Raw genomic sequence first — 20,833 nt, 5'->3', positions numbered from 1 at the left:
TCCTTATCCTATGCGCCGCCGTTATTTAGGACGTTGTTTCAGATATTAGCCTCGCGCAGCACCCGTTGCTTCTGGCGGTTCCAATCCCGTTCTTTCTCGGTGGCGCGCTTGTCGAACAGTTTTTTGCCTTTCACCAGCGCGATCTCGCACTTCACTTTGTTCTTTTTCCAGTAAAGCGCCAGTGGTATGCAGGTATGGCCTTCTTGGCCGACTGAGTCCACAATTTTAGCGATTTCCTTGGCGTGCAATAGCAGTTTTCGAGTTCGAGTAGGGTCTGCAATTACGTGGGTAGACGCAGTGGTCAGCGGCGTAATATGGGTCCCCAATAGCCAGGCTTCGCCGTCTTTCAGCAGCACGTAAGAGTCGGTCAGCTGTGTCTTGCCTGCGCGCATGGACTTTACTTCCCAGCCCAGCAGGGAAAGACCGGCCTCAAAGCGGTCCTCGATGTGGTATTCGTGTTTGGCTTTTTTGTTTAGCGCGATGGTACTGCTTGGAGTACCGGGTTTTTTCTTGCTCATGAATCCGTTATCCGACGTCGCACGAATGTACCGGCCGGCGATTGCTGGTCCGGCAAAGCGTCTATTGTAGCTCAGGAGTGCCAGACCGGTCACGAATTCACCCGCCTGCTGGCAACAGGTCGTGTGCAACAACCGGTATCGGCTACAATAGGCAATCATTTTTGACTGGATTGTTCATGCCGCCGCATCTTCAGGCACAGATGGGATCATTTACCCGTAAGTCCACGTTTTTTTGGGCGGCGACGGGCGCTACTGTGGGATTGGCCAACTTTTGGCAATTTCCCTATCTGGCCAGTCGCCACGGCGGCGGGCTTTTTATTCTGCTGTATTTGGCCTGCTTGTTGTTAATCACTCTGCCACTGGCGATTACCGAAACGTCGTTTGGCCGCTATAGCCGTCATGGAATGGTGCGGGCGATGGACAACTTCGTGCTCACTGCCAAGCGCTCCCGCAATTGGGTATGGCTGGCTTACTTGAGTGTGCTGGCGGCCTTTATAGTGTTGTCTTACACCGCTGTATTTGGCGCTATTGCGTTGGCGTGGGTATTTTTCGGCGCCAGTGGGGACTTTACCGGTAATACGGCCGCCCATGCGGCAGACGTGTTGTCACGCCTGGTGTCTGACCCGCAACAATACCCGGTGTTCATGGCCTGGCACGTTTTCTTTCTGTTGTTGGTGGCCGGTGTATCTGTGCGCGGGGTGGTTCGCGGCCTGGAGCGGGCGTTTCGCCTGCTGGTGCCGGCCACTCTGATTTTGCTGGCGGGGTTCGTCGGATTTGCGATTTATTACGGTGAAGCGGGTGCCGCTACGGCGCGTATGCTGGCGCTACATCCTCAAGATGTCACTATGGACAGCCTTAGAGCCGCGCTGTTCCATGCCTTTTTTACCCTGGGTTTGGGTGTGGGTGTGTGGGCCATTTTCGGTGCTTATAGCTCGCCACGCACCCATTTGAAACGCTCTGTGCTGGCCGTGGTTTTGCTGGATACGCTGGTTGCCGTGTTGGCTGGCCTGGCGCTGTTTGCGGTGGTAGTGGATGTCGATGGCAATCAAGCCAACAGGGGCTTCGGCTTATTATTTGTAGCCCTTCCTGCGGCGCTGGGTCAGTTGCCCGCCAGCCAGGTGGTTATTGCCCTGCTATTTCTGATGCTGGTGATGGTGATTTGGGCAAGTGCACTGGCGCTGATGGAGCCGGTGATCGGCTGGCTGCGGGAGCGTACGGATCTGTCGCGGGGCAAAGCGACCTTGCTGGTTCTGGTTTCCTGTTGGCTGTTGGGCTTGCTGTCGCTGTATTCCCTGAATATATGGAGCAGTTATCGGCCCGCAGGTGCAACGCTGTTTCGCTGGCTGGAGTTGATCTCTGGTGGTGTTTTTATACCGGTTGTTGGGGTGATGGTGTCGCTGTTTGCTGGCTGGTGCCTTACTCGCCGCTTATTGCAAAAAATTCTGGGCAACACGCCCGGTTGGTTGTTTGATGGCTGGCACCGGGTGATGCGTTGGGTGTTGCCGCTGGTGGTTGTGTACATTGGTCTGCAATACACGGTGTTTTCGCTAAGCCAGTGGTGCGATGGCGAAAGTCGTACTTTCTGGTGCGCTGGCAACGCCCAGGCCGAAGTGGCTCCGGCCCCGCAAAGGCTTCCAGAAGTACGCTTATCATCGAGTTAGTACCAGGTTTACCCTTTTTTTAGATAGGACCGTTTTACCCGATGGCTCATCAGATTGATAAAACCGCGTTGGTGTGGCATTCCGCCGAGCGCATGTTTCACCTGGTTAACGACGTAGCCCGTTATCCGGAATTTCTACCGTGGTGTCGCAGTGCCAGTGTGCAGCAGCAAGATGAGCAGCATGTTACTGCTTCGATGGAAATTGCCAAAGGCGGTTTGAGCCATATTCTCACTACGCGCAACCAGCTTTTGATGCCTGAAGCCATCGAGATGCAGTTGGTGGACGGGCCTTTTAGCAATCTTAGCGGGCGCTGGCACTTCAAGCCGCTGCAAGACAACGCCTGCAAAGTGATTCTGACTCTGGAGTTTGAATTTTCCGGGTCTTTGGCGCGGATAACCTTTGGGCCTATTTTTAATCAAGCGGCAAATACAATGGTAGATGCGTTTTGCCGGCGGGCAGATGTCGTTTATGGAAAAAACTCATGAGCATTCGGGTAGAAGTGGCTTACGCGTTGCCTGAACGGCAGGAAATTGTAACGGTGGATGTTCCTGAGGGCACCAACATATTAGACGCAGTCAAAGCGTCGTCTATTTGTGAACGATTCCCGGGGCTGGATCCCGACAACACTGACATGGGCATTTTTGGTAAGGCAATAAAACAGCCTGGCCAGCATAAGGTGCAGGCGGGCGACCGTATAGAGCTGTACCGCCCGCTCATGATTGATCCCAAACAGGCGCGATTGAACAGAGCTAAAAAGCAGTAGGCGCATATAGCGCCGACTTAACGCTAGTAGGCGGGCGTCTCTTCCAGCAATTGTGCTTCGTAGTGGGAGAATTGGTCATCATCGTAATACACGATAATGCGCTGTTCTTCGACGTCTCCGCCTGCACGCTGGAACGTGTAAACGTAATACTCCCTGGATGTGTCTACAGGATTGATCATCAGCGGTGTGCCCATCACCGCGTGAACCTGGCTGCGGGGCATGCCTTCCGTCAGCGCGTTCAGCTCTTTGTTGGTGACAATATTGCCTTGTTGGACGTTGATCTTGTAAACGCCGGGAAAGGCACAGCCAGCCAGAAAAAGAGTGAGAATAAGAGCTATGAGCTTTTGCATCGCCGGGGGAAATCCTCTATCTTGAAAATGCCTGCCAATGGCAGATGTAGCACGGGTTGATCCTAAAATGGCGGCCCCATCATACCGGAAGCCGCAAGGCACACCAACGAGTGAATAGTAATATGCCATCTGAAAACGCCGAATTAAGAAAAGTCGGTCTGAAGGTTACTCTTCCGCGGGTAAAAATCTTCGGTATTCTTGAAAGCGCCACGCAGCATCACATGAGCGCAGAAGATGTTTACAAGAAGCTTCTGGAGCAGGGTGACGACGTAGGGCTGGCGACCGTTTACCGTGTGTTGACCCAGTTCGAATCGGCAGGCCTTGTGCTGCGGCACAATTTTGAAGGCGGCCACGCGGTATTCGAAATGGCCAGCGAAGACCATCATGACCATATCGTATGTACTGAAACCGGAAAGGTCATCGAGTTTTTTGATCAGGTGATTGAAGATCGACAGCGAATCATTGCGGCCGAGCACGGTTATGAGATTGTCGATCACAGCCTGACGCTGTACGTAAAGCCCATTAAGTCATAAGCCAGCTCACGCTCAAGCATTTACCCAGGCGCAAAAAAAGGGACGGGCTTCTGGCCCGCCCCGAAAACTCTCGGAGTGGAGAGTGGAGTAGAGAGTAAAGAGTAAAGAGGAGGAATGCTGCTAGTGATGGGTTGCCTGTCCCTTGCTGTACATTTCTTTGGCGTGGGCAATGGTCTGTTCTGTCATATCCACGCCGCCCAGCATGCGGGCGACTTCGCTGATCCGGCCTTGGTCGTCCAGGGTTTCGATTTTCGAGAAGGTGGCTTCCAGCTCTATGAACTTACTAACGAACAGATGTTGATGGCACTGGGCTGCTACCTGCGGCAGGTGGGTAACACACAACACCTGACCGTTTTCCCCAAGTGCCCGCAGTAGTTTGCCCACGACTTCCGCCGTGCCGCCGCCAATGCCTACGTCTACTTCGTCGAACACCAATGTCGGTGTGGTAGAGGTTTGTGCTACCACCACTTGAATGGCCAGACTGATTCGCGACAGCTCGCCGCCGGAGGCGACTTTCGCCAGTGGTCGCGCTGGTTGGCCGGGATTGGCGCTAACCAGAAACTCGATGTCTTCGTGGCCATGAGCCGCCGGCTCGTCACGGTTGTCTGCCAGCTGCGTAACAAACTGCATATTGGGCATGCTCAGTTGAGCCAGTTCTGCCGCTACGCGAACGTCCAGATTCACCGCCGCGTGCTGGCGCAACTGTGTCAGTTTGTCGGCCAGTGCGTTGTATTCCAGTCGCTGCTCGTCCAATTCGGCCTGAAGCTGCTCCAGGCTGCCGGCGCCGCCGTCCAGATCGGCCAGCTCGCCGTTCAGCCGCTGGTGCAGTTCGAACAGTTGTTCGGGCATGATGCGATGCTTGCGCGCCATCTGATAAATCGCACTCAAGCGATCTTCTATTTCTGCCAGGCGTTGCGGGTCCGCTTCGTAATCGTCAACAAAGCGGCGCAGATTGTCGCCGGCTTCGCTGATTTGTATCTGCGCTTCGCTCAGCATCTGCAGGGTGTCGGCCAGTGCTGGAATTTCCGTTGGCAGCTGCTCAAGTTGCTGCAGCGCCTGGCGCACCAGTGAGGCAGCGCTGGTGTCGTCTTCGGAGCACAGTAAAGCCGCCTGATTGCTGTGGTGCAGAATAGTGTCAGCCTGGCTCAACTCTTGTTGCTGCTGCTCCTGCTGCTGCTGTTCGCCTTCTTGCAGGCCCAGGCGGTCCAGCTCTTCTACCTGATAGCGCAACAGTTGCAGCCGGGCTTCGGTTTCATCGGCATTGTTCTGGCGCTGGACCATTTTCTGGCGGGTTTTATTCCACCCGCTCCAGGCTTGACGGGTTTGCCCGGCCAGTTCATCGGCTCCGGCGTATTCATCCAGCAAGGTGCGGTGGGTATCTTTGCGCAATAAAGATTGATGTTGGTGCTGGCTGTGAATATCCATCAGCAGGCCGCCCAGTTCTTTCAGGTGGCTTAGCGGGCAGGGTTGGCCGTTGATGTAGGCGCGGGAGCGGCCGTCGCGGCTGATGGCGCGGCGTAAGATACAGTCGTTATGATCGTCCAGCTCTTGCTGTTCCAGCCAGCTGCGCGCAGCCGCAATAGCTGAAATATCGAAGGTGGCGGTAATGTCAGCCCGCTTCGCGCCATAACGCACGGCGCCAGCGTCTGCGCGTCCGCCCATGGTAAGGCCAAGCGCATCCAGCACAATTGATTTGCCGGCACCGGTTTCCCCGGTAAGGGCGGTCATGCCTTTATGGAAGTGCAGTTCCACCCGTTCCGCGATGGCGTAATTGGAAACCGTTAGCTGTGTGAGCATGCCGAAACCTCCGCTCTATCTATTATGCCATGTGTCTAAATACTGTTTTTTCATACAGTAACTGTGAATATATACAGTCTTTTTGATTGTTGCAAACTCCGTGGCGTCAACTTTGTTGCAAAATGCGTCGCGCATCGGTTGAAACTGCGTCGCGGGGCCCCATATCGACTTGCAAATACCTCTTTCCGGCCGTTATGGCGGTTATTCGAATTTAGATAGTGGGCCGTGGTCATACCGGTCGTGTTTTATTTACCAGGAGTAGTCATGAGCACTGACGAAAAACGCAACGAGCAATTTGCAGACGAGCTGCAACAAGCTGTAGACAATGCCGCAGAAGAAAACGCAGATGCAGCCGAGGCGGCGCCAGAAAGTTCTCCATCCGCCGACCTTGAAGCACTGCAGGCAAAGGTCCAGGAGTTTCAGGAGCAGGTGCTGCGTTCGCAGGCAGAAATGCAGAACGTACGCCGTCGCGCCGAAAACGACGTCGAAAAAGCTCACAAATTTGCGGTAGAAAAGTTCGTTAAGGAACTGCTGCCGGTGGTAGACAGTCTGGAAAAAGCGGTTGAAAGTACCGAGGGCCACGAATCTTCTGGTGACTTGGTGGCGTCTATTCGTCAAGGCGTGGAGCTTACCCTCGAGATGTTCCTGTCTGGCCTCAAGAAGTTCAACGTTGAGCGCCTGAATCCTGTCGGCGAACCGTTTGATCCGCAATATCACGAGGCGATGTCTATGGTGCCAGCGCCCAACGCTGAGCCAAACAGCGTGGTTGCGGTTATGCAGAAAGGCTATTTGTTGAATGGCAGGGTTGTGCGCCCAGCCATGGTGATGGTGGCCAAGCCCCAAGATGCACCAAAAATTGATGAGCAGGCTTGAAAAATAGCTTAAAGCGCCAATATAGTTTTTAACCAGAACAGTCCGGAGTGATCCTCCGGCCCCAGCATTCAGAAAGATTTGGAGTGACTCAATGAGCAAGATTATCGGTATTGACTTAGGCACAACCAACTCGTGCGTATCCGTTATGGACGGTGGCAAGGTTAAGGTTATTGAAAACTCTGAGGGCGACCGCACTACGCCGTCAATCGTTGCCTACACCGAAGACGGCGAAATTCTGGTGGGTCAATCTGCCAAGCGCCAAGCTGTTACCAACCCGTACAACACCCTTTACGCGATCAAGCGTTTAATTGGTCGTCGGTTTGAAGACGACGTTGTGCAAAAAGACATCAAAATGGTGCCTTACAAAATTGCCAAGGCCGACAACGGCGATGCGTGGGTAGATGTAAAAGGCCAGAAAATGGCGCCGCCGCAGATTTCCGCGGAAATTTTGAAAAAGATGAAGAAAACCGCCGAAGATTATTTGGGCGAGAAAGTGACTGAAGCTGTTATCACCGTTCCTGCATACTTTAACGATAGCCAGCGCCAAGCGACCAAAGATGCGGGCAAAATTGCCGGTTTGGACGTTAAGCGTATTATCAACGAGCCGACTGCTGCTGCTCTGGCTTATGGTATGGATAAAAAAGGCGGTGACCGCACCATCGCGGTTTACGACCTGGGTGGTGGTACTTTTGACCTGTCGATCATCGAAATTGCCGATGTAGACGGTGAGCACCAGTTTGAAGTGTTGGCCACCAACGGCGATACCTTCTTGGGTGGTGAAGATTTCGATATGAAAATCATCGAATTCCTGGCCGACCAGTTCAAGAAAGACAGCGGCATTGACCTGCGCGGCGATTCATTGGCCATGCAGCGCCTTAAAGAAGCCGGCGAGAAAGCTAAAATCGAGCTTTCCAGCAGCCAGCAGACCGACGTGAACTTGCCGTACATTACCGCTGATGCCAGCGGCCCCAAACACATGAACGTCAAGCTGACCCGTGCCAAGCTGGAATCCCTGGTGGAAGACCTGGTACAGCGTACTCTTGAGCCGTGTAAAGTGGCTGTGAAAGATTCAGGTTTGAGCATCGATCAGATCGACGAAGTAATTCTGGTGGGCGGCCAGACCCGCATGCCGCTGGTGCAGGAAAAAGTAAAAGAATTTTTCGGCAAAGAAGCCCGCAAAGACGTTAACCCGGACGAAGCCGTTGCCATGGGCGCCGCCATTCAGGCAGCCGTATTGTCTGGCGATGTGAAAGACGTACTACTGCTGGACGTTACCCCGCTGAGCCTGGGTATCGAAACCATGGGCGGTGTTGCCACATCGCTGATCGACAAGAACACTACGATTCCGACCAAGAAGTCGCAGACTTTCTCGACAGCGGACGACAGTCAAACAGCAGTAACCATTCACGTGGTTCAAGGCGAGCGTAAGCAAGCCTCGCAGAACAAGTCGCTGGGCCGTTTCGATTTGGCTGATATTCCGCCGGCACCGCGCGGCGTGCCGCAGATTGAAGTGACGTTCGACATCGATGCCAACGGCATTCTGAACGTGTCTGCAAAAGACAAAGCGACGGGTAAAGAGCAGTCCATCGTAATCAAGGCCTCTTCCGGCCTGAACGATGAGGAAATTGAAAAAATGGTGCGCGACGCTGAAGCCAATGCTGATGAAGACCGCAAGTTCGAAGAGCTGGTTCAGGCCCGCAATCAAGGCGATGCTATGGTTCACGCAGTGCGTAAAACCTTAAAGGACGCCGGCGATAAAGTCAGCGACAGCGAGAAAGAGTCGATTGAAGCGTCTGTGACTGAGCTTGAAGAAGCGCTGAAAGGTTCTGATAAGGACGACATCCAGGCTAAAACTGAGAAACTGACGGAAATTTCCGGCGAATTGGCCAAGAAGATGTACGCCGATCAGGCGGAGCAGGGTCAGCCGGCGGAAGGGCAGGAAAAGGCCCAGTCGAACACCGCTGATGACGCTGTTGACGCTGAGTTCGAAGAAGTGAAGGACGACGACAAGCGTTAATCGATTGACCTAGATTTTTGCCAGTAGTTGGAAAACGCGGGTCGCTCCCGCGTTTTCCTCGTTATAACCACGGGATTTGAAGCATGGCCAAGCGCGACTATTACGAGACTCTCGGCGTAAGCCGGGACGCGGACGACAAAGAAGTAAAGCGGGCGTATCGCAAGCTTGCAATGAAATATCACCCGGACCGCAACCCGGACGATAAAGACGCCGACAACAAATTCAAAGAAGCCAACGAGGCCTACGAAATACTCGCAGACGCCAACAAACGTGCGGCCTACGACCAGTTTGGTCATGCCGGCGTTGACGGCCAGGGTGGCGGTGGCTTTGGTGGCGGTAACGGGAATTTCTCGGATATTTTTGGCGACGTATTTGGCGATATTTTTGGGGGCGGTGGTGGCCGTGGCCGCAGCACCCGCGGCTCTGATCTACGCTATACCCTGGACCTGGACTTGGAAGAAGCCGTTAAAGGCAGAACGGTTAAAATCACCATTCCTGGCCATCGTGAATGCGAAACCTGTGATGGCAGTGGTGCCGAGAAGGGCTCGCGCCCGGAAGCCTGTGGTACCTGCAAAGGTATGGGTCAGGTACGTATGCAGCAGGGCTTTTTCACCGTGCAACAAGCGTGTCCGACCTGCCGTGGTGCAGGTAAGGTTATCAAGAATCCGTGCAGCAAGTGCCACGGCCAGGGCCGGGTGAAAGAAGAGAAAACCCTATCGGTTAAAGTGCCCCCCGGCGTGGATACCGGTGACCGCATCCGTTTGTCTGGTGAAGGCGAAATGGGCATAGAGGGCGGTCCTCCTGGCGACCTGTATGTGCAAATGGCCGTGCGCGAGCACTCCATCTTCACCCGTGACGGTCGTAACCTGTATTGTGAAGTACCTATCAGCATTGTTGATGCCGCTTTGGGCGGAGAGCTGGAAGTGCCTACGCTGGACGGCCGCGTAAAGCTCAAAATACCGGCTGAGACCCAAACCGGAAAACTGTTCCGCTTGCGCAACAAAGGCGTGGCACCTGTGCGTGGTGGCGGTGCTGGCGACTTGCTGTGTCGGGTGACCATCGAAACCCCGGTACGCCTGACCAAACGCCAGAAAGAACTGTTGCACGAGTTTCAGGATACTCTCGACAGCGATGACGGCGACCAGCACGGCCCGAAAAAAACATCGTGGTTTAGAGGTGTGAAGAGCTTCTTCGACGAAACCAAGTTCTGAGGTTGCGCAGAGGCGAGCACTAAGGACTTACATAGATGCAAGCATTGAGGGTTTATAGATGAAGGTAGCCATCATCGGCGCCGCGGGGCGCATGGGAAAAGTACTGATCGAAGCCGTTGACGGTACCGATGGCCTGCAACTGGGCGCGGCTATTGTTGAGCCCGGCAATAGCCTGATCGGCGCCGACGCTGGCGACATGACGGGCATCGGAAAAACCGGTGTCGCCATGGCGGGCAGCCTGGTGGACGTGAAAGATGATTTCGACGTGCTGATCGACTTTACCTTTCCGGATTTAACCCTGGAGAACGCCCGCTTCTGTCAGGCCCACGGTAAGTCCCACGTAATTGGCACCACCGGTTTATCTGATGCTGAAAAGCAGCAGCTGGCACAAGTGGCCGAAAACGTGCCGGTGGTGTTTGCCCCTAACATGAGTGTGGGCGTGAACGTAGTGTTGAACTTGCTGCGTACTGCGGCGGCCGCGCTGGGTGACGATTACGACGTTGAAATCATCGAAGCCCACCACCGTCACAAGAAAGACGCGCCCTCCGGCACGGCGCTGCGCATGGGCGAAGTGGTTGCCGATGCATTGGGTCGCAACTTGAAAGAATGCGCTGTTTACGGCCGTGAAGGCTTTACCGGCGAACGCACCCGCAAAGAAATCGGCTTTGAAACCATTCGCGCGGGCGACGTTGTGGGTGACCACACAGTGCTGTTTGCCACCGAAGGCGATCGCATTGAAATCACCCACAAAGCCAGCAGCCGTATGACGTTTGCCAAAGGCGCCATGCGTGCCGCACTGTGGCTGAAAGACAAACCGGCCGGCTTGTACGACATGCAGGATGTGTTGGAATTGAAGCAATAAAGCCATTGAGTGGATTCTTCGTGGACAAAAAGCGCCCAATTTTCTACAATAGGGCGCTTTAACTGCATCAAGCGTAGCTTTTACAGCGCCACGGGAAACCTCTTTTGTTCCCGTAGTACAAAACAGCGGGACGGAGCTATAACTCCCTCTCGCTTTTTTGCGACCTGAATTTGCGCCTACGCTCCCGTTCATGACGAACATGACGCCACTCGATGAGGATAGAAGCCTTGAGCACACCCGCAATCCTTGCACTCGCAGACGGCAGCCTGTTTTACGGCACCGCTATTGGCGCTGACGGCGAAACCAGCGGCGAAGTGGTGTTTAACACCGCCATGACCGGCTATCAGGAAATACTGACTGATCCTTCCTACGCTCGCCAGCTGGTAACACTGACGTATCCGCACATTGGTAACACCGGCGTAAATCCGGAAGACGTGGAATCAGACCGCGTACATGCCGCTGCTCTGATCATCCGCGACCTGCCGCTGGCAGCCAGTAATTGGCGCAGCACCCAGAGCTTGGATGGCTATTTACGCGACAACAATGTTGTGGGTATTGCCGATATTGACACCCGTCGCCTCACCCGCATCCTGCGCGACAAAGGCTCCCAGAGCGGTGCCGTTGTTGCCGGTGAAAGCGCCACTGCCGAACGCGCTCTGGAATTGGCTCAAGCCTTTCCGGGCCTGAAAGGAATGGACCTGGCGAAAGAAGTCAGCTCGAAAGACGTTAGCCACTGGACACAAACGGAGTGGGACCTGGTCAGCGGTTACGGCCAGCAGAAAAGCCCGCGCTTTAAAATCGTGGCTTACGATTACGGTATTAAACTGAATATCCTGCGCATGCTGGCATCGCGTGGTTGCGACATCACCGTTGTGCCGGCACAAACGCCTGCCGCCAAGGTGTTGGCGATGAATCCGGACGGCGTGTTTCTGTCTAACGGCCCCGGTGATCCTGAACCCTGTGATTACGCCATAAAGGCCATTCAGGACATTCTGGAAACCGACGTGCCGGTGTTTGGCATTTGCTTGGGGTACCAGCTCCTTGCCTTGGCCAGCGGTGCTAAAACCATGAAGATGAACCACGGCCACCACGGTGCTAACCATCCGGTGCAGTGCCTGGCTGACGGTACAGTCATGATCACTAGCCAGAACCACGGTTTTGCCGTAGACGAGGCTAGCCTGCCGGCGAATCTGGAGGCGACTCACAAGTCACTGTTTGATGGCACCCTGCAAGGTCTGCGCCGCACAGACAAAGCGGCGTTTAGCTTTCAGGGCCACCCGGAAGCCAGCCCTGGCCCGCACGACGTCGCGCCACTGTTTGACGAGTTTATCCGCTCGATGGAAGCCCGGCGCGCCTAAAGTAAAGGCGAGCGAGGCCTGTTATTGGCCTCGCGTAAAACAGGCGCTGCGCACCGCGCTGCAAGAAATTAAAGTTGCTGACAGGTTGATCAAGACATGCCAAAACGTACCGATATTAAAAGCATTCTGATCCTGGGCGCTGGCCCCATTGTGATCGGGCAGGCGTGCGAATTCGACTATTCCGGCGCCCAGGCCTGTAAGGCTCTGCGCGAGGAGGGTTACCGGGTGATACTGGTTAACTCCAACCCGGCAACCATCATGACCGACCCGGCCATGGCCGATGCCACCTACATCGAGCCGATTATCTGGTCAACGGTTGCCAAGATTATCGAAAAAGAAAGGCCCGATGCTCTGCTGCCAACCATGGGTGGGCAAACGGCGCTGAATTGCGCGCTGGATCTGGAAAAGCACGGCGTGTTGGCTAAATACGGCGTCGAAATGATCGGTGCTAACGCCGACACCATCGACAAAGCTGAAGACCGCAGTCGTTTCGACAAGGCAATGAAATCCATAGGTCTTGAGTGTCCCCGTGCCGACATTGCTCATAATCTTGAAGAAGCCCACCGCATTGCCGACAAGGTTGGTTTTCCGTGCATTATTCGGCCTTCGTTTACTATGGGCGGCTCCGGCGGCGGGATTGCGTACAACCGCGACGAATTCGAAGAAATCTGCATTCGCGGGCTCGATCTGTCGCCTACCAACGAACTGTTGATCGACGAATCTCTGATCGGCTGGAAAGAATACGAAATGGAAGTGGTGCGCGACAAAAACGATAACTGCATTATCGTGTGTGCCATTGAAAACTTCGACGCCATGGGCGTACACACCGGCGATTCCATCACCGTGGCACCGGCGCAAACCCTGACCGACAAAGAATACCAAATCATGCGTAACGCCTCGCTGGCGGTGCTGCGTGAAATTGGCGTGGAAACGGGCGGCTCCAACGTACAGTTTGGCATTCATCCGGACACCGGCCGCATGGTGGTGATCGAAATGAACCCGCGGGTATCGCGCTCCTCTGCGCTGGCGTCCAAAGCCACGGGCTTCCCCATTGCCAAAGTGGCGGCCAAGCTGGCGATCGGTTACACCCTGGACGAGTTGAAGAACGACATTACCGGCGGCATTACCCCCGCTTCGTTCGAGCCCAGCATTGATTACGTGGTGACCAAGATTCCACGGTTCACCTTTGAAAAATTCCCCCAGGCCGACGCCCGCCTGACCACCCAGATGAAATCGGTGGGTGAGGTGATGGCCATTGGCCGCACCTTCCAGGAATCGCTGCAGAAAGCTCTGCGCGGTCTTGAAGTAGGCTCCGACGGCTTTGATAAAATGCTGCCGGAATTTGACAGCGAAGAAAGCCAGCAAACCCTGACCCGCGAACTGAACGTGCCAGGTGCCGAGCGCATCTGGTACATCGGTGATGCCTTCCGCGCGGGCCAGAGTGTTGCGGATATATTTCGCCAGACCCACGTAGATCCCTGGTACCTGGTGCAGATTGAAGACCTGATTAAAGAAGAGCAGGCGCTGCAGGCGTCTGGCAAGACCGAGCTGGACCACGCCACCCTGTTTCGCCTGAAGCGTAAGGGCTTCTCCGACGCGCGCTTGGCGAAGCTGATGGGCGTGAAAGAAGACGCCTTCCGCGCCATGCGCCACGGGCTGGGTATTCGTCCGGTGTATAAGCGCGTAGACACGTGTGCTGCGGAATTTGCCTCCGACACCGCCTACATGTATTCCAGCTATGAAGAAGAATGCGAGTCGAAACCGACTGACCGCGAAAAGATCGTGGTGATTGGCGGCGGCCCCAACCGTATTGGTCAGGGCATCGAGTTTGATTACTGCTGCGTACATGCGGCTCTGGCGATGCGTGAAGATGGTTATGAAACCATCATGATTAACTGCAACCCGGAAACCGTGTCGACCGATTACGATACCTCTGATCGCCTGTATTTTGAACCGATCACCCTGGAAGACGTGCTGGAAATTATTCACGTTGAGAAACCCAAAGGTGTGATTGTTCAATACGGTGGTCAAACCCCGTTGAAGCTGGCCCGCGGCCTCGAAGCCGCTGGTGTGCCCATTATTGGCACCAGCCCGGACGCCATTGATTGCGCCGAAGACCGTGAGCGGTTTCAGAAGCTGATCACTGAACTGGGTCTGAAGCAGCCCGAGAACGCCACCGTGCGCAGCCATCAAGAAGGCATTGTCGCCGCTCGCAAGATTGGTTACCCGCTAGTGGTCCGCCCGTCTTACGTGCTGGGTGGCCGCGCCATGGAAATCGTGTATGGCGAAGACGAACTGGAGCGATACATGCGCAACGCGGTGCTGGTATCTAACGACAGCCCGGTATTGCTGGACCACTTCCTGAACGCCGCGATAGAGGTAGATATAGACGCTATTTGCGACGGCAAAGACGTGGTCATTGGCGGTATCATGCAGCACATAGAACAGGCCGGTATTCATTCCGGTGATTCTGCTTGCTCACTGCCGCCATACAGCTTGCCCGCTGATGTTCAGAACGCCATGCGCGACGCGGTCAAACAGATGGCGCTGGCGCTAAATGTGGTCGGTCTGATGAACGTGCAGTTAGCCTGGCAAGACGGTGAAATCTACGTCATTGAAGTGAACCCCCGTGCCTCGCGTACCGTGCCGTTTGTGTCCAAGGCCATCGGCGTGTCCTTGGCCAAAGTGGCCGCGCGGGTTATGGCCGGCACATCGCTGGCGGAGCAAGGCTTTACCCAAGAAATTATACCGGCGCATTACTCGGTGAAAGAGTCGGTGTTCCCGTTCAACAAGTTCCCTGCGGTTGATCCGATTCTCGGGCCGGAAATGAAGTCTACTGGCGAGGTGATGGGCATCGGCGACAGCTTTGACGAAGCCTTCGGCAAAGCCGTACTGGCTGCCGGCGAGCGTCTGCCATCTCAGGGTGTCGCTTTCATGTCGTTGCGCGATGTCGATAAGCACGGCGCTGAACGTGTAGCGCGTTCGTTGGTCGAATGCGGCTTCAAGATAATTGCCACCACCGGCACTGCCGCCGCCCTGCGCAAAGCGGGTGTTGAAGCAGGGTTAGTGAACAAGGTTCATGAGGGTCGCCCGCACATTGTGGATGCCATTAAAAATGGCAAAGTTCAACTCGTGATCAACACCACTGACGGCCGTAAAGCGGTGTCGGATTCGTCCCAGATCCGCCAGTCCGCGTTGCAGGCTAAGATCAGTTACACCACCACCCTGGCAGGTGGCGAAGCCTTCTGCCGGGCCATCAAGTTTGGTCCGGAGCGTACGGTTCGCCGCCTTCAGGATTTGCACTCAGGAAAATAAAATTATGTCGGCAAGAGTACCAATGACCACGTTGGGCGAAGCACGCCTGCGTGCCGAGCTGCAGAAGCTGAAATCGAAAGATCGTCCGCGCGTCATTGCTTCCATCGCTACCGCACGTGAACACGGCGATCTGAAGGAAAACGCGGAATACCACGCTGCCCGTGATCAGCAAAGTTTTATTGAAGGCCGGATCCAGGAAATTGAAGGTAAGCTCGGTGGCGCTCAGGTGATTGATGTCACCACCATCGAAAACACCGGTAAAGTGATTTTTGGTACTACCGTTCACCTGCTGAATACGGACACCGATAAACAGGTTATATACCAGATTGTTGGTGAAGACGAAGCGGATATTAAAGACGGTAAAATTTCGGTGTCGTCACCCATTGCCCGTGCACTGGTAGGCCGCAGAGGAGGCGATGTAGTCGCCATTCGCGTGCCGTCTGGCACAGTGGAATATGAAATTGAGAAGGTTGAGTACATCTGATTAGCGATGTGACTTACACAAAAAAGCCGGTCTGGAATTTCCGACCGGCTTTTTTGTGTCTGCTGTATGCGCAACCTGCGCCTTGGTCAGTGCTTAAGGCGCAACAAATTGGACAGCTTGGGGTTTGGTGTCTTGGCGCGGCGCAAAATCACAGCAATTTTACCAATGGTCTGAACGACTTCAGCCTTGGCGTCGGCACACAGTTCGGTCACCGCCTGTTGGCGTGTTTCGCGATCCTGGCTAGCGATTTTTATCTTGATCAGCTCGTGGTCGTTCAATGCCCGCTCCAGTTCTTCCTGAAGGTTTTCGGTCAGGCCCTTATCACCTACAATAATGACCGGTTTCAAATTGTGGGCGATCGCCCGGTATTCCCGGCGCTGTTCTGGTGAAAGGCTCATGATGCAATCTCTTTATAGCGGCAATTAACAAAAGGTCAGCACTCGTTGTGCTGCCGTCAACGTATAATGTTGGGATTGTAGCAGAAAGTGCGGCAAGAAAAATTGCCGTTAACACTTATCGCGCGGGCCTTTTTGGCCCATTAATGGAACGATACCTGCTCCAATCAGTCGAATCCTTTGGTGGTGGTATTGCAATTCGTTATCAAGTCCCCCACTTAAAGAATTCAGGTATTTCGGTTGCTGGCACCCGCAGCCAGAAATGACCGGCAAGTTTGGTGACAGCAAGGCCATTTCTGGTGAACGGCCGTAGAAATGGTGTAAGGTGTCGAAAAAGGGCGTGCCATGGCGCAGCCCGGCAATTCACAGGTGGTGATCCTTGAACAATATGGCAAAAAATCTGGTTTTATGGCTGGTAATAGCCGCAGTGCTACTGATGGTATTTCAGAATTTCACTCCTACCACCAGTGGCCAACAAGTCAACTATTCCCAGTTTGTGGAGATGGTTCAACAGGGCCGGGTAAATCAGGTCACTATTGACGGCCTGCAGATTGAGGGTATACGCCCCGACGGTTCACAGTTCCAGACGGTCCGCCCGCAAGTGGCTGACAACAAGCTGATGGACGATCTGCTGGCCAACAGCGTTGAGGTGATCGGTAAGGAACCCGAGCGCCAGAGCCTGTGGACCCAATTGCTGGTCGCCGCATTCCCGATCCTCATCATTATTGCGCTGTTCGTATTCTTTATGCGGCAGATGCAAGGTGGTGCTGGCGGTAAAGGCGGTCCTATGTCGTTTGGCAAGAGCAAAGCTCGCCTGATGAGCGAAGATCAGATCAAGAATACTTTTGCGGATGTGGCAGGCGTAGACGAAGCCAAAGAAGATGTAAAAGAACTGGTGGATTTCCTGCGCGATCCTAGCCGGTTTCAGCGCCTGGGTGGTCGTATCCCCCGCGGCGTTCTAATGATCGGCCCTCCGGGTACGGGTAAAACCCTGTTGGCAAAAGCCATCGCCGGGGAAGCGAAAGTCCCGTTCTTCTCGATCTCCGGTTCAGATTTTGTCGAAATGTTCGTCGGCGTGGGGGCATCCCGTGTACGCGACATGTTTGAGCAGGCCAAGAAGCAAAGCCCGTGCATCATCTTTATTGACGAGATTGATGCGGTTGGTCGCCACCGTGGCGCCGGCATGGGCGGCGGGCACGACGAGCGCGAGCAAACGCTGAATCAGCTGCTGGTGGAAATGGACGGTTTTGAAGGCAACGAAGGCGTTATCGTCATTGCCGCCACCAACCGCCCGGACGTTCTGGACCCTGCATTGCTGCGCCCCGGCCGTTTTGACCGCCAGGTAATGGTGAGCTTGCCAGACATTCTGGGTCGCGAGCAGATTTTGAAAGTTCACATGAAAAAAGTGCCGTTGGATGACGATATCAATCCTGCCGTCATCGCTCGTGGCACCCCAGGTTTCTCCGGTGCGGATTTGGCTAACCTGGTGAACGAGGCTGCGCTCTTTGCAGCCCGTCGCAACCAGCGCCTTGTCTCTATGGAAGAGCTCGAATTGGCGAAGGACAAAATCATGATGGGCGCGGAACGCAAGTCCATGGTGATGAACGAAAAAGAGAAACTGAACACCGCGTATCACGAGTCTGGCCACGCCATTGTTGGGCGCCTGATGCCAGAGCACGATCCCGTGTACAAAGTGAGTATTATACCTCGCGGCCGTGCTTTGGGTGTAACTATGTTCTTGCCGGAAGAAGACAGGTACAGCCATTCCAAACGCTTCCTTCATGGCCAGATCAGCAGTTTGTTTGGTGGCCGCATCGCTGAAGAGCTCACATTGGGTGCAGACGGTGTCACCACCGGTGCCTCTAATGACATTGAGCGGGCGACCAGTCTGGCTCGCAACATGGTGACCCGCTGGGGTCTGTCGGAAAAGTTGGGCCCGCTGCAGTACGGTAGTGAGAATGATGAACCGTTCCTGGGTCGTACCGCTGGGCAACAACAAACAGTGTACTCGCCGGAAACCGCGCAGCGTATCGATGAAGAAGTGCGTAATATCATTGATACCTGTTACGAGACCGCCCGCAACGTATTGGTCGAGAATCGCGGTAAGCTGGACTTGATGGCCGAAGCTCTTATGAAGTACGAGACTATTGATCGGCTCCAGATCGACGATATCATGGAAGGCCGTGTTGCCCGTACGCCAAAAGGCTGGGACGATCGGGGTGGTTCTTCGGGTGGCGAGGCTACTTCAATAGACAAAGAAGGTCCTTCGACTGAAGGCAACGTTAATGGCAAAGCCGGCGACGATTCTCCAGGTGGCGTTGGCCGCCCGGCCGGAGAGCACTGAGAGATCTGTCACGCGCTAGTTAGGAAGAAGTAGAAAACGCCGCCCGCTTTGGGGCGGCGTTTTTCATTGTAAGGCCCCCAAATTATTCGCCGAGGTTGGAATGAAGATGAATTTTGCCGGGCGCACGCTGGACATGGCTCAGTGTCACGTAATGGGCGTGCTGAATGTAACGCCTGATTCGTTTTCCGACGGTGGTCGGTTTGATCGCCCGCAGCAGGCTCTGGCCCATGCCCGCCAAATGGTTAAAGACGGCGCCCGTTTTATTGATGTGGGCGGCGAGTCTACCCGTCCTGGTGCCAAGCCTGTCAGTCTGCAACAAGAGCTGGACCGGGTGTGCCCGGTGGTAGAGGCCATTGCCGGCGAACTGGACGTGGTGATTTCCGTAGACACCAGTTCGCCGCAGGTGATGACTCAAACTGCGGCCTTGGGTGCCGGGCTGATTAATGACGTGCGAGCGCTAACCCGCGAAGGCGCCTTACAGGCTGCCGCAAACACCGGTTTGCCGGTGTGCCTGATGCACAGCCAGGGCGAGCCGGATACCATGCAGAATAACCCGCAGTATCAGGATGTGTGCGCACAGGTCATTTTGTTTCTGACACAGCGAATACTCGCGGCACAGGGCGCCGGCATTGATTCTTCAAGAATCATGCTGGATTTGGGTTTCGGTTTTGGCAAAAGCCTGGAGCATAATTTGCAGCTGCTTGCGCGGGCAGAGCAATTTACTGTTTTGGGGTATCCTCTTTTGTTGGGGCTGTCGCGCAAATCTATGTTGGGCGCTATTACTGGTCGCAATGTGGAAGAAAGGTTGCCGGCAAGCCTTGCTACCGCGACAATATGTGCCATGAAAGGCGCGAGTGTTGTGCGTGTGCATGACGTTCGGGAAACGATAGATGTCGTTAAAATGGCGGCGGCGATCAAAGGAGCGGTGTGATGTCAGGCAGGCAGTATTTTGGTACCGATGGAATTCGTGGCCACGTCGGTGAGGGCCCTATTACTCCTGAGTTCATGTTGCGTTTGGGGTGGGCTGCAGGCCAGGCGTTTAAACGCGAGGGTCAGCGTAACAGCGTAATGATCGGCAAAGACACCCGGCTGTCAGGCTACATGTTTGAATCTGCGCTCGAAGCCGGCCTGGCTGCAGCAGGGGTAGACGTAAAGCTGCTGGGCCCTATGCCAACACCGGCTATCGCCTACCTTACGCGCACATTCCGCGCTTCGGCCGGTATTGTGATCAGTGCTTCGCACAATCCTCATTACGACAACGGTATCAAATTCTTCTCGGCAGACGGCACCAAGCTGGATGACGCCTTGGAAGCCGAAATCGAGCACTGGCTGGAACAACCGCTGACGGTGTGTGATTCGGCAGAACTCGGCAAAGCGTCGCGCATTGATGACGCCCCCGGCCGCTACATAGAATTTTGTAAAAGTACCGTGCCCAATGAATTTACTCTGGAAGGCATGAGCATTGTTTTGGACTGCGCTCACGGAGCTACCTATCACGTTGCGCCAAAAGTGTTTCGTGAGTTGGGAGCGAACGTATCGGTGATTGGCGCAGCACCCGATGGTCTTAATATTAACCTCAATGTGGGCTCAACCTACCTTGCAGGTCTGAGTCAGGCGGTTCTAGACAGAAAAGCCGATCTGGGGATAGCCTTTGATGGCGACGGTGACCGCGTGCTTATGGTCGACCGTGACGGGTCCGAAGTAGACGGCGATGAGCTGTTGTATGTGATTGCCTCACAGCGCCATGCCGAAGGCCGCCTGAAAGGCGGTGTGGTGGGTACCCTGATGACCAATCTTGGCGTTGAGTTGGCGTTGAAGGAGCTGGGGATTGAGTTCGAACGCGTCAACGTGGGTGACCGCTACGTGATGGAGCGGCTGTTGGCTAAGGGCTGGTTCCTGGGTGGCGAAGGTTCTGGTCACATGGTAATTCGTGACTGTACCAGCACCGGCGACGGCATTGTGTCGGCGCTTCAGGTGATGCTCGCTATCTGGAAATCAGGTAAAACCCTGGCTGAAATTCGCCGGGGTATGTGCAAGCTGCCGCAGACCATGATCAATGTGCGAGTGACCAAGCGCTTCAACCCACTTGAGCGCGAAGATATTGTGGCCGCTGTAAGTCGCGCCGAAGCCGAGCTCGGCAGCGACGGCCGGGTGTTGTTGCGGGCATCTGGCACCGAGCCACTAATTCGAGTCATGACAGAAGGTCAGGATGCCGAGGTGATTGAGCGCATTGCCCGGCAACTAGCGAAGGTGGTGGAAAGCTCGATTTCCTGATCAGAGTCAGCGGCAAGCAGTTGTTTGGCCTTGGGGTGTGGGGTATAGTTCGCATCTCTTTTCGGCGGACTCACCCCG

General features: G+C 54.9%; 18 protein-coding genes. 14 read left to right on the top strand and 4 right to left on the bottom strand.

Translation table 11 applies throughout. The features are described from left to right. Nucleotides 1-38 precede the first annotated feature (38 nt). On the bottom strand, nucleotides 39-518 hold the full coding sequence (gene smpB / locus MIH19_RS19300) for an SsrA-binding protein SmpB (protein ID WP_249006399.1): 480 nt from the start codon (nucleotides 516-518) through the stop codon (nucleotides 39-41). Nucleotides 519-694: 176 nt separating this feature from the next. Between smpB and MIH19_RS19295 the strand changes: the two genes are divergently transcribed. The 3 genes from MIH19_RS19295 to MIH19_RS19285 are packed head-to-tail and all read left to right on the top strand — an operon-like array spanning nucleotide 695 to nucleotide 2,942. Next, on the top strand, nucleotides 695-2,179 hold the full coding sequence (locus tag MIH19_RS19295) for a sodium-dependent transporter (RefSeq protein ID WP_249006398.1): 1,485 nt from the start codon (nucleotides 695-697) through the stop codon (nucleotides 2,177-2,179). Nucleotides 2,180-2,220: 41 nt separating this feature from the next. After that, nucleotides 2,221-2,664: a type II toxin-antitoxin system RatA family toxin gene (locus tag MIH19_RS19290; RefSeq protein WP_249006397.1), complete on the top strand. Its 444-nt coding sequence runs from the start codon at nucleotides 2,221-2,223 to the stop codon at nucleotides 2,662-2,664. Continuing rightward, nucleotides 2,661-2,942, top strand: a complete 282-nt coding sequence (locus MIH19_RS19285; RefSeq protein WP_249006396.1) for an RnfH family protein — start codon at nucleotides 2,661-2,663, stop codon at nucleotides 2,940-2,942. Before MIH19_RS19290 ends, MIH19_RS19285 begins: the two co-directional genes overlap by 4 nt. 23 nt (nucleotides 2,943-2,965) lie before the next feature. Here the strand turns inward: MIH19_RS19285 and MIH19_RS19280 are convergent, their stop codons facing one another. Then, nucleotides 2,966-3,292 carry an outer membrane protein assembly factor BamE gene (locus tag MIH19_RS19280; protein WP_249006395.1) on the bottom strand — a complete coding sequence of 109 codons (327 nt, stop codon included), beginning with the start codon at nucleotides 3,290-3,292 and terminating at the stop codon, nucleotides 2,966-2,968. Nucleotides 3,293-3,414: 122 nt separating this feature from the next. On the opposite strand from MIH19_RS19280, the gene fur reads away from it, so the two are divergent. Beyond that, complete coding sequence (fur, locus tag MIH19_RS19275) at nucleotides 3,415-3,825, top strand: ferric iron uptake transcriptional regulator (RefSeq protein WP_249006394.1); 411 nt, start codon at nucleotides 3,415-3,417, stop codon at nucleotides 3,823-3,825. A 120-nt stretch (nucleotides 3,826-3,945) separates the two neighbouring features. On the opposite strand, the gene recN is transcribed toward fur, so the two are convergent. Continuing rightward, nucleotides 3,946-5,622 (bottom strand): DNA repair protein RecN, encoded by a 1,677-nt coding sequence (gene recN, locus MIH19_RS19270; protein WP_249006393.1) that lies wholly within the window; start codon nucleotides 5,620-5,622, stop codon nucleotides 3,946-3,948. A 264-nt stretch (nucleotides 5,623-5,886) separates the two neighbouring features. Here recN and grpE point away from each other — a divergent pair, with 264 nt between their 5' ends. The 7 genes from grpE (at nucleotide 5,887) to greA (ending at nucleotide 15,742) form a co-directional block, all read left to right on the top strand. Continuing rightward, nucleotides 5,887-6,495: a nucleotide exchange factor GrpE gene (grpE, locus tag MIH19_RS19265; protein WP_249006392.1), complete on the top strand. Its 609-nt coding sequence runs from the start codon at nucleotides 5,887-5,889 to the stop codon at nucleotides 6,493-6,495. A gap of 91 nt (nucleotides 6,496-6,586) precedes the next feature. Then, complete coding sequence (gene dnaK, locus MIH19_RS19260) at nucleotides 6,587-8,512, top strand: molecular chaperone DnaK (RefSeq protein ID WP_249006391.1); 1,926 nt, start codon at nucleotides 6,587-6,589, stop codon at nucleotides 8,510-8,512. An 83-nt stretch (nucleotides 8,513-8,595) separates the two neighbouring features. Beyond that, the gene (gene dnaJ, locus MIH19_RS19255) at nucleotides 8,596-9,723 is read left to right on the top strand and encodes a molecular chaperone DnaJ (protein WP_249006390.1); all 1,128 of its coding nucleotides are present in this window, start codon (nucleotides 8,596-8,598) and stop codon (nucleotides 9,721-9,723) included. 58 nt (nucleotides 9,724-9,781) lie between these two features. Continuing rightward, nucleotides 9,782-10,585, top strand: coding sequence for a 4-hydroxy-tetrahydrodipicolinate reductase (gene dapB, locus MIH19_RS19250; RefSeq protein WP_249006389.1), 804 nt, complete (start codon nucleotides 9,782-9,784; stop codon nucleotides 10,583-10,585). 227 nt (nucleotides 10,586-10,812) lie between these two features. Further along, entirely contained in the window at nucleotides 10,813-11,943 is a 1,131-nt protein-coding gene (gene carA / locus MIH19_RS19245; protein ID WP_249006388.1) for a glutamine-hydrolyzing carbamoyl-phosphate synthase small subunit, read from the top strand. A 96-nt stretch (nucleotides 11,944-12,039) separates the two neighbouring features. Next, entirely contained in the window at nucleotides 12,040-15,258 is a 3,219-nt protein-coding gene (gene carB / locus MIH19_RS19240) for a carbamoyl-phosphate synthase large subunit (protein WP_249006387.1), read from the top strand. A 4-nt stretch (nucleotides 15,259-15,262) separates the two neighbouring features. Continuing rightward, nucleotides 15,263-15,742: a transcription elongation factor GreA gene (greA, locus tag MIH19_RS19235; protein ID WP_249006386.1), complete on the top strand. Its 480-nt coding sequence runs from the start codon at nucleotides 15,263-15,265 to the stop codon at nucleotides 15,740-15,742. A gap of 86 nt (nucleotides 15,743-15,828) precedes the next feature. On the opposite strand, the gene yhbY is transcribed toward greA, so the two are convergent. Next, entirely contained in the window at nucleotides 15,829-16,140 is a 312-nt protein-coding gene (yhbY, locus tag MIH19_RS19230) for a ribosome assembly RNA-binding protein YhbY (protein ID WP_249006385.1), read from the bottom strand. 385 nt (nucleotides 16,141-16,525) lie between these two features. Here yhbY and ftsH point away from each other — a divergent pair, with 385 nt between their 5' ends. The 3 genes from ftsH to glmM all read left to right on the top strand — a co-directional run bounded on the left by ftsH (nucleotide 16,526) and on the right by glmM (nucleotide 20,755). Continuing rightward, a complete protein-coding gene (gene ftsH / locus MIH19_RS19225) occupies nucleotides 16,526-18,481 on the top strand; it encodes an ATP-dependent zinc metalloprotease FtsH (RefSeq protein ID WP_249009059.1) in 1,956 nt (651 codons plus the stop codon). Nucleotides 18,482-18,581: 100 nt separating this feature from the next. Beyond that, nucleotides 18,582-19,412 (top strand): dihydropteroate synthase, encoded by an 831-nt coding sequence (gene folP, locus MIH19_RS19220; protein WP_249006384.1) that lies wholly within the window; start codon nucleotides 18,582-18,584, stop codon nucleotides 19,410-19,412. After that, complete coding sequence (gene glmM / locus MIH19_RS19215; RefSeq protein WP_249006383.1) at nucleotides 19,412-20,755, top strand: phosphoglucosamine mutase; 1,344 nt, start codon at nucleotides 19,412-19,414, stop codon at nucleotides 20,753-20,755. Before folP ends, glmM begins: the two co-directional genes overlap by 1 nt. The last annotated feature ends 78 nt before the right edge of the window (nucleotides 20,756-20,833 follow it).

The sequence above is a fragment of the Marinobacter sp. M1C genome (genome assembly GCF_023314135.1).
GTDB lineage: Bacteria > Pseudomonadota > Gammaproteobacteria > Pseudomonadales > Oleiphilaceae > Marinobacter.
The sequence above is the reverse complement of the archived record's forward strand: the minus strand, read 5'-3'. Positions and strand labels throughout refer to the sequence as shown.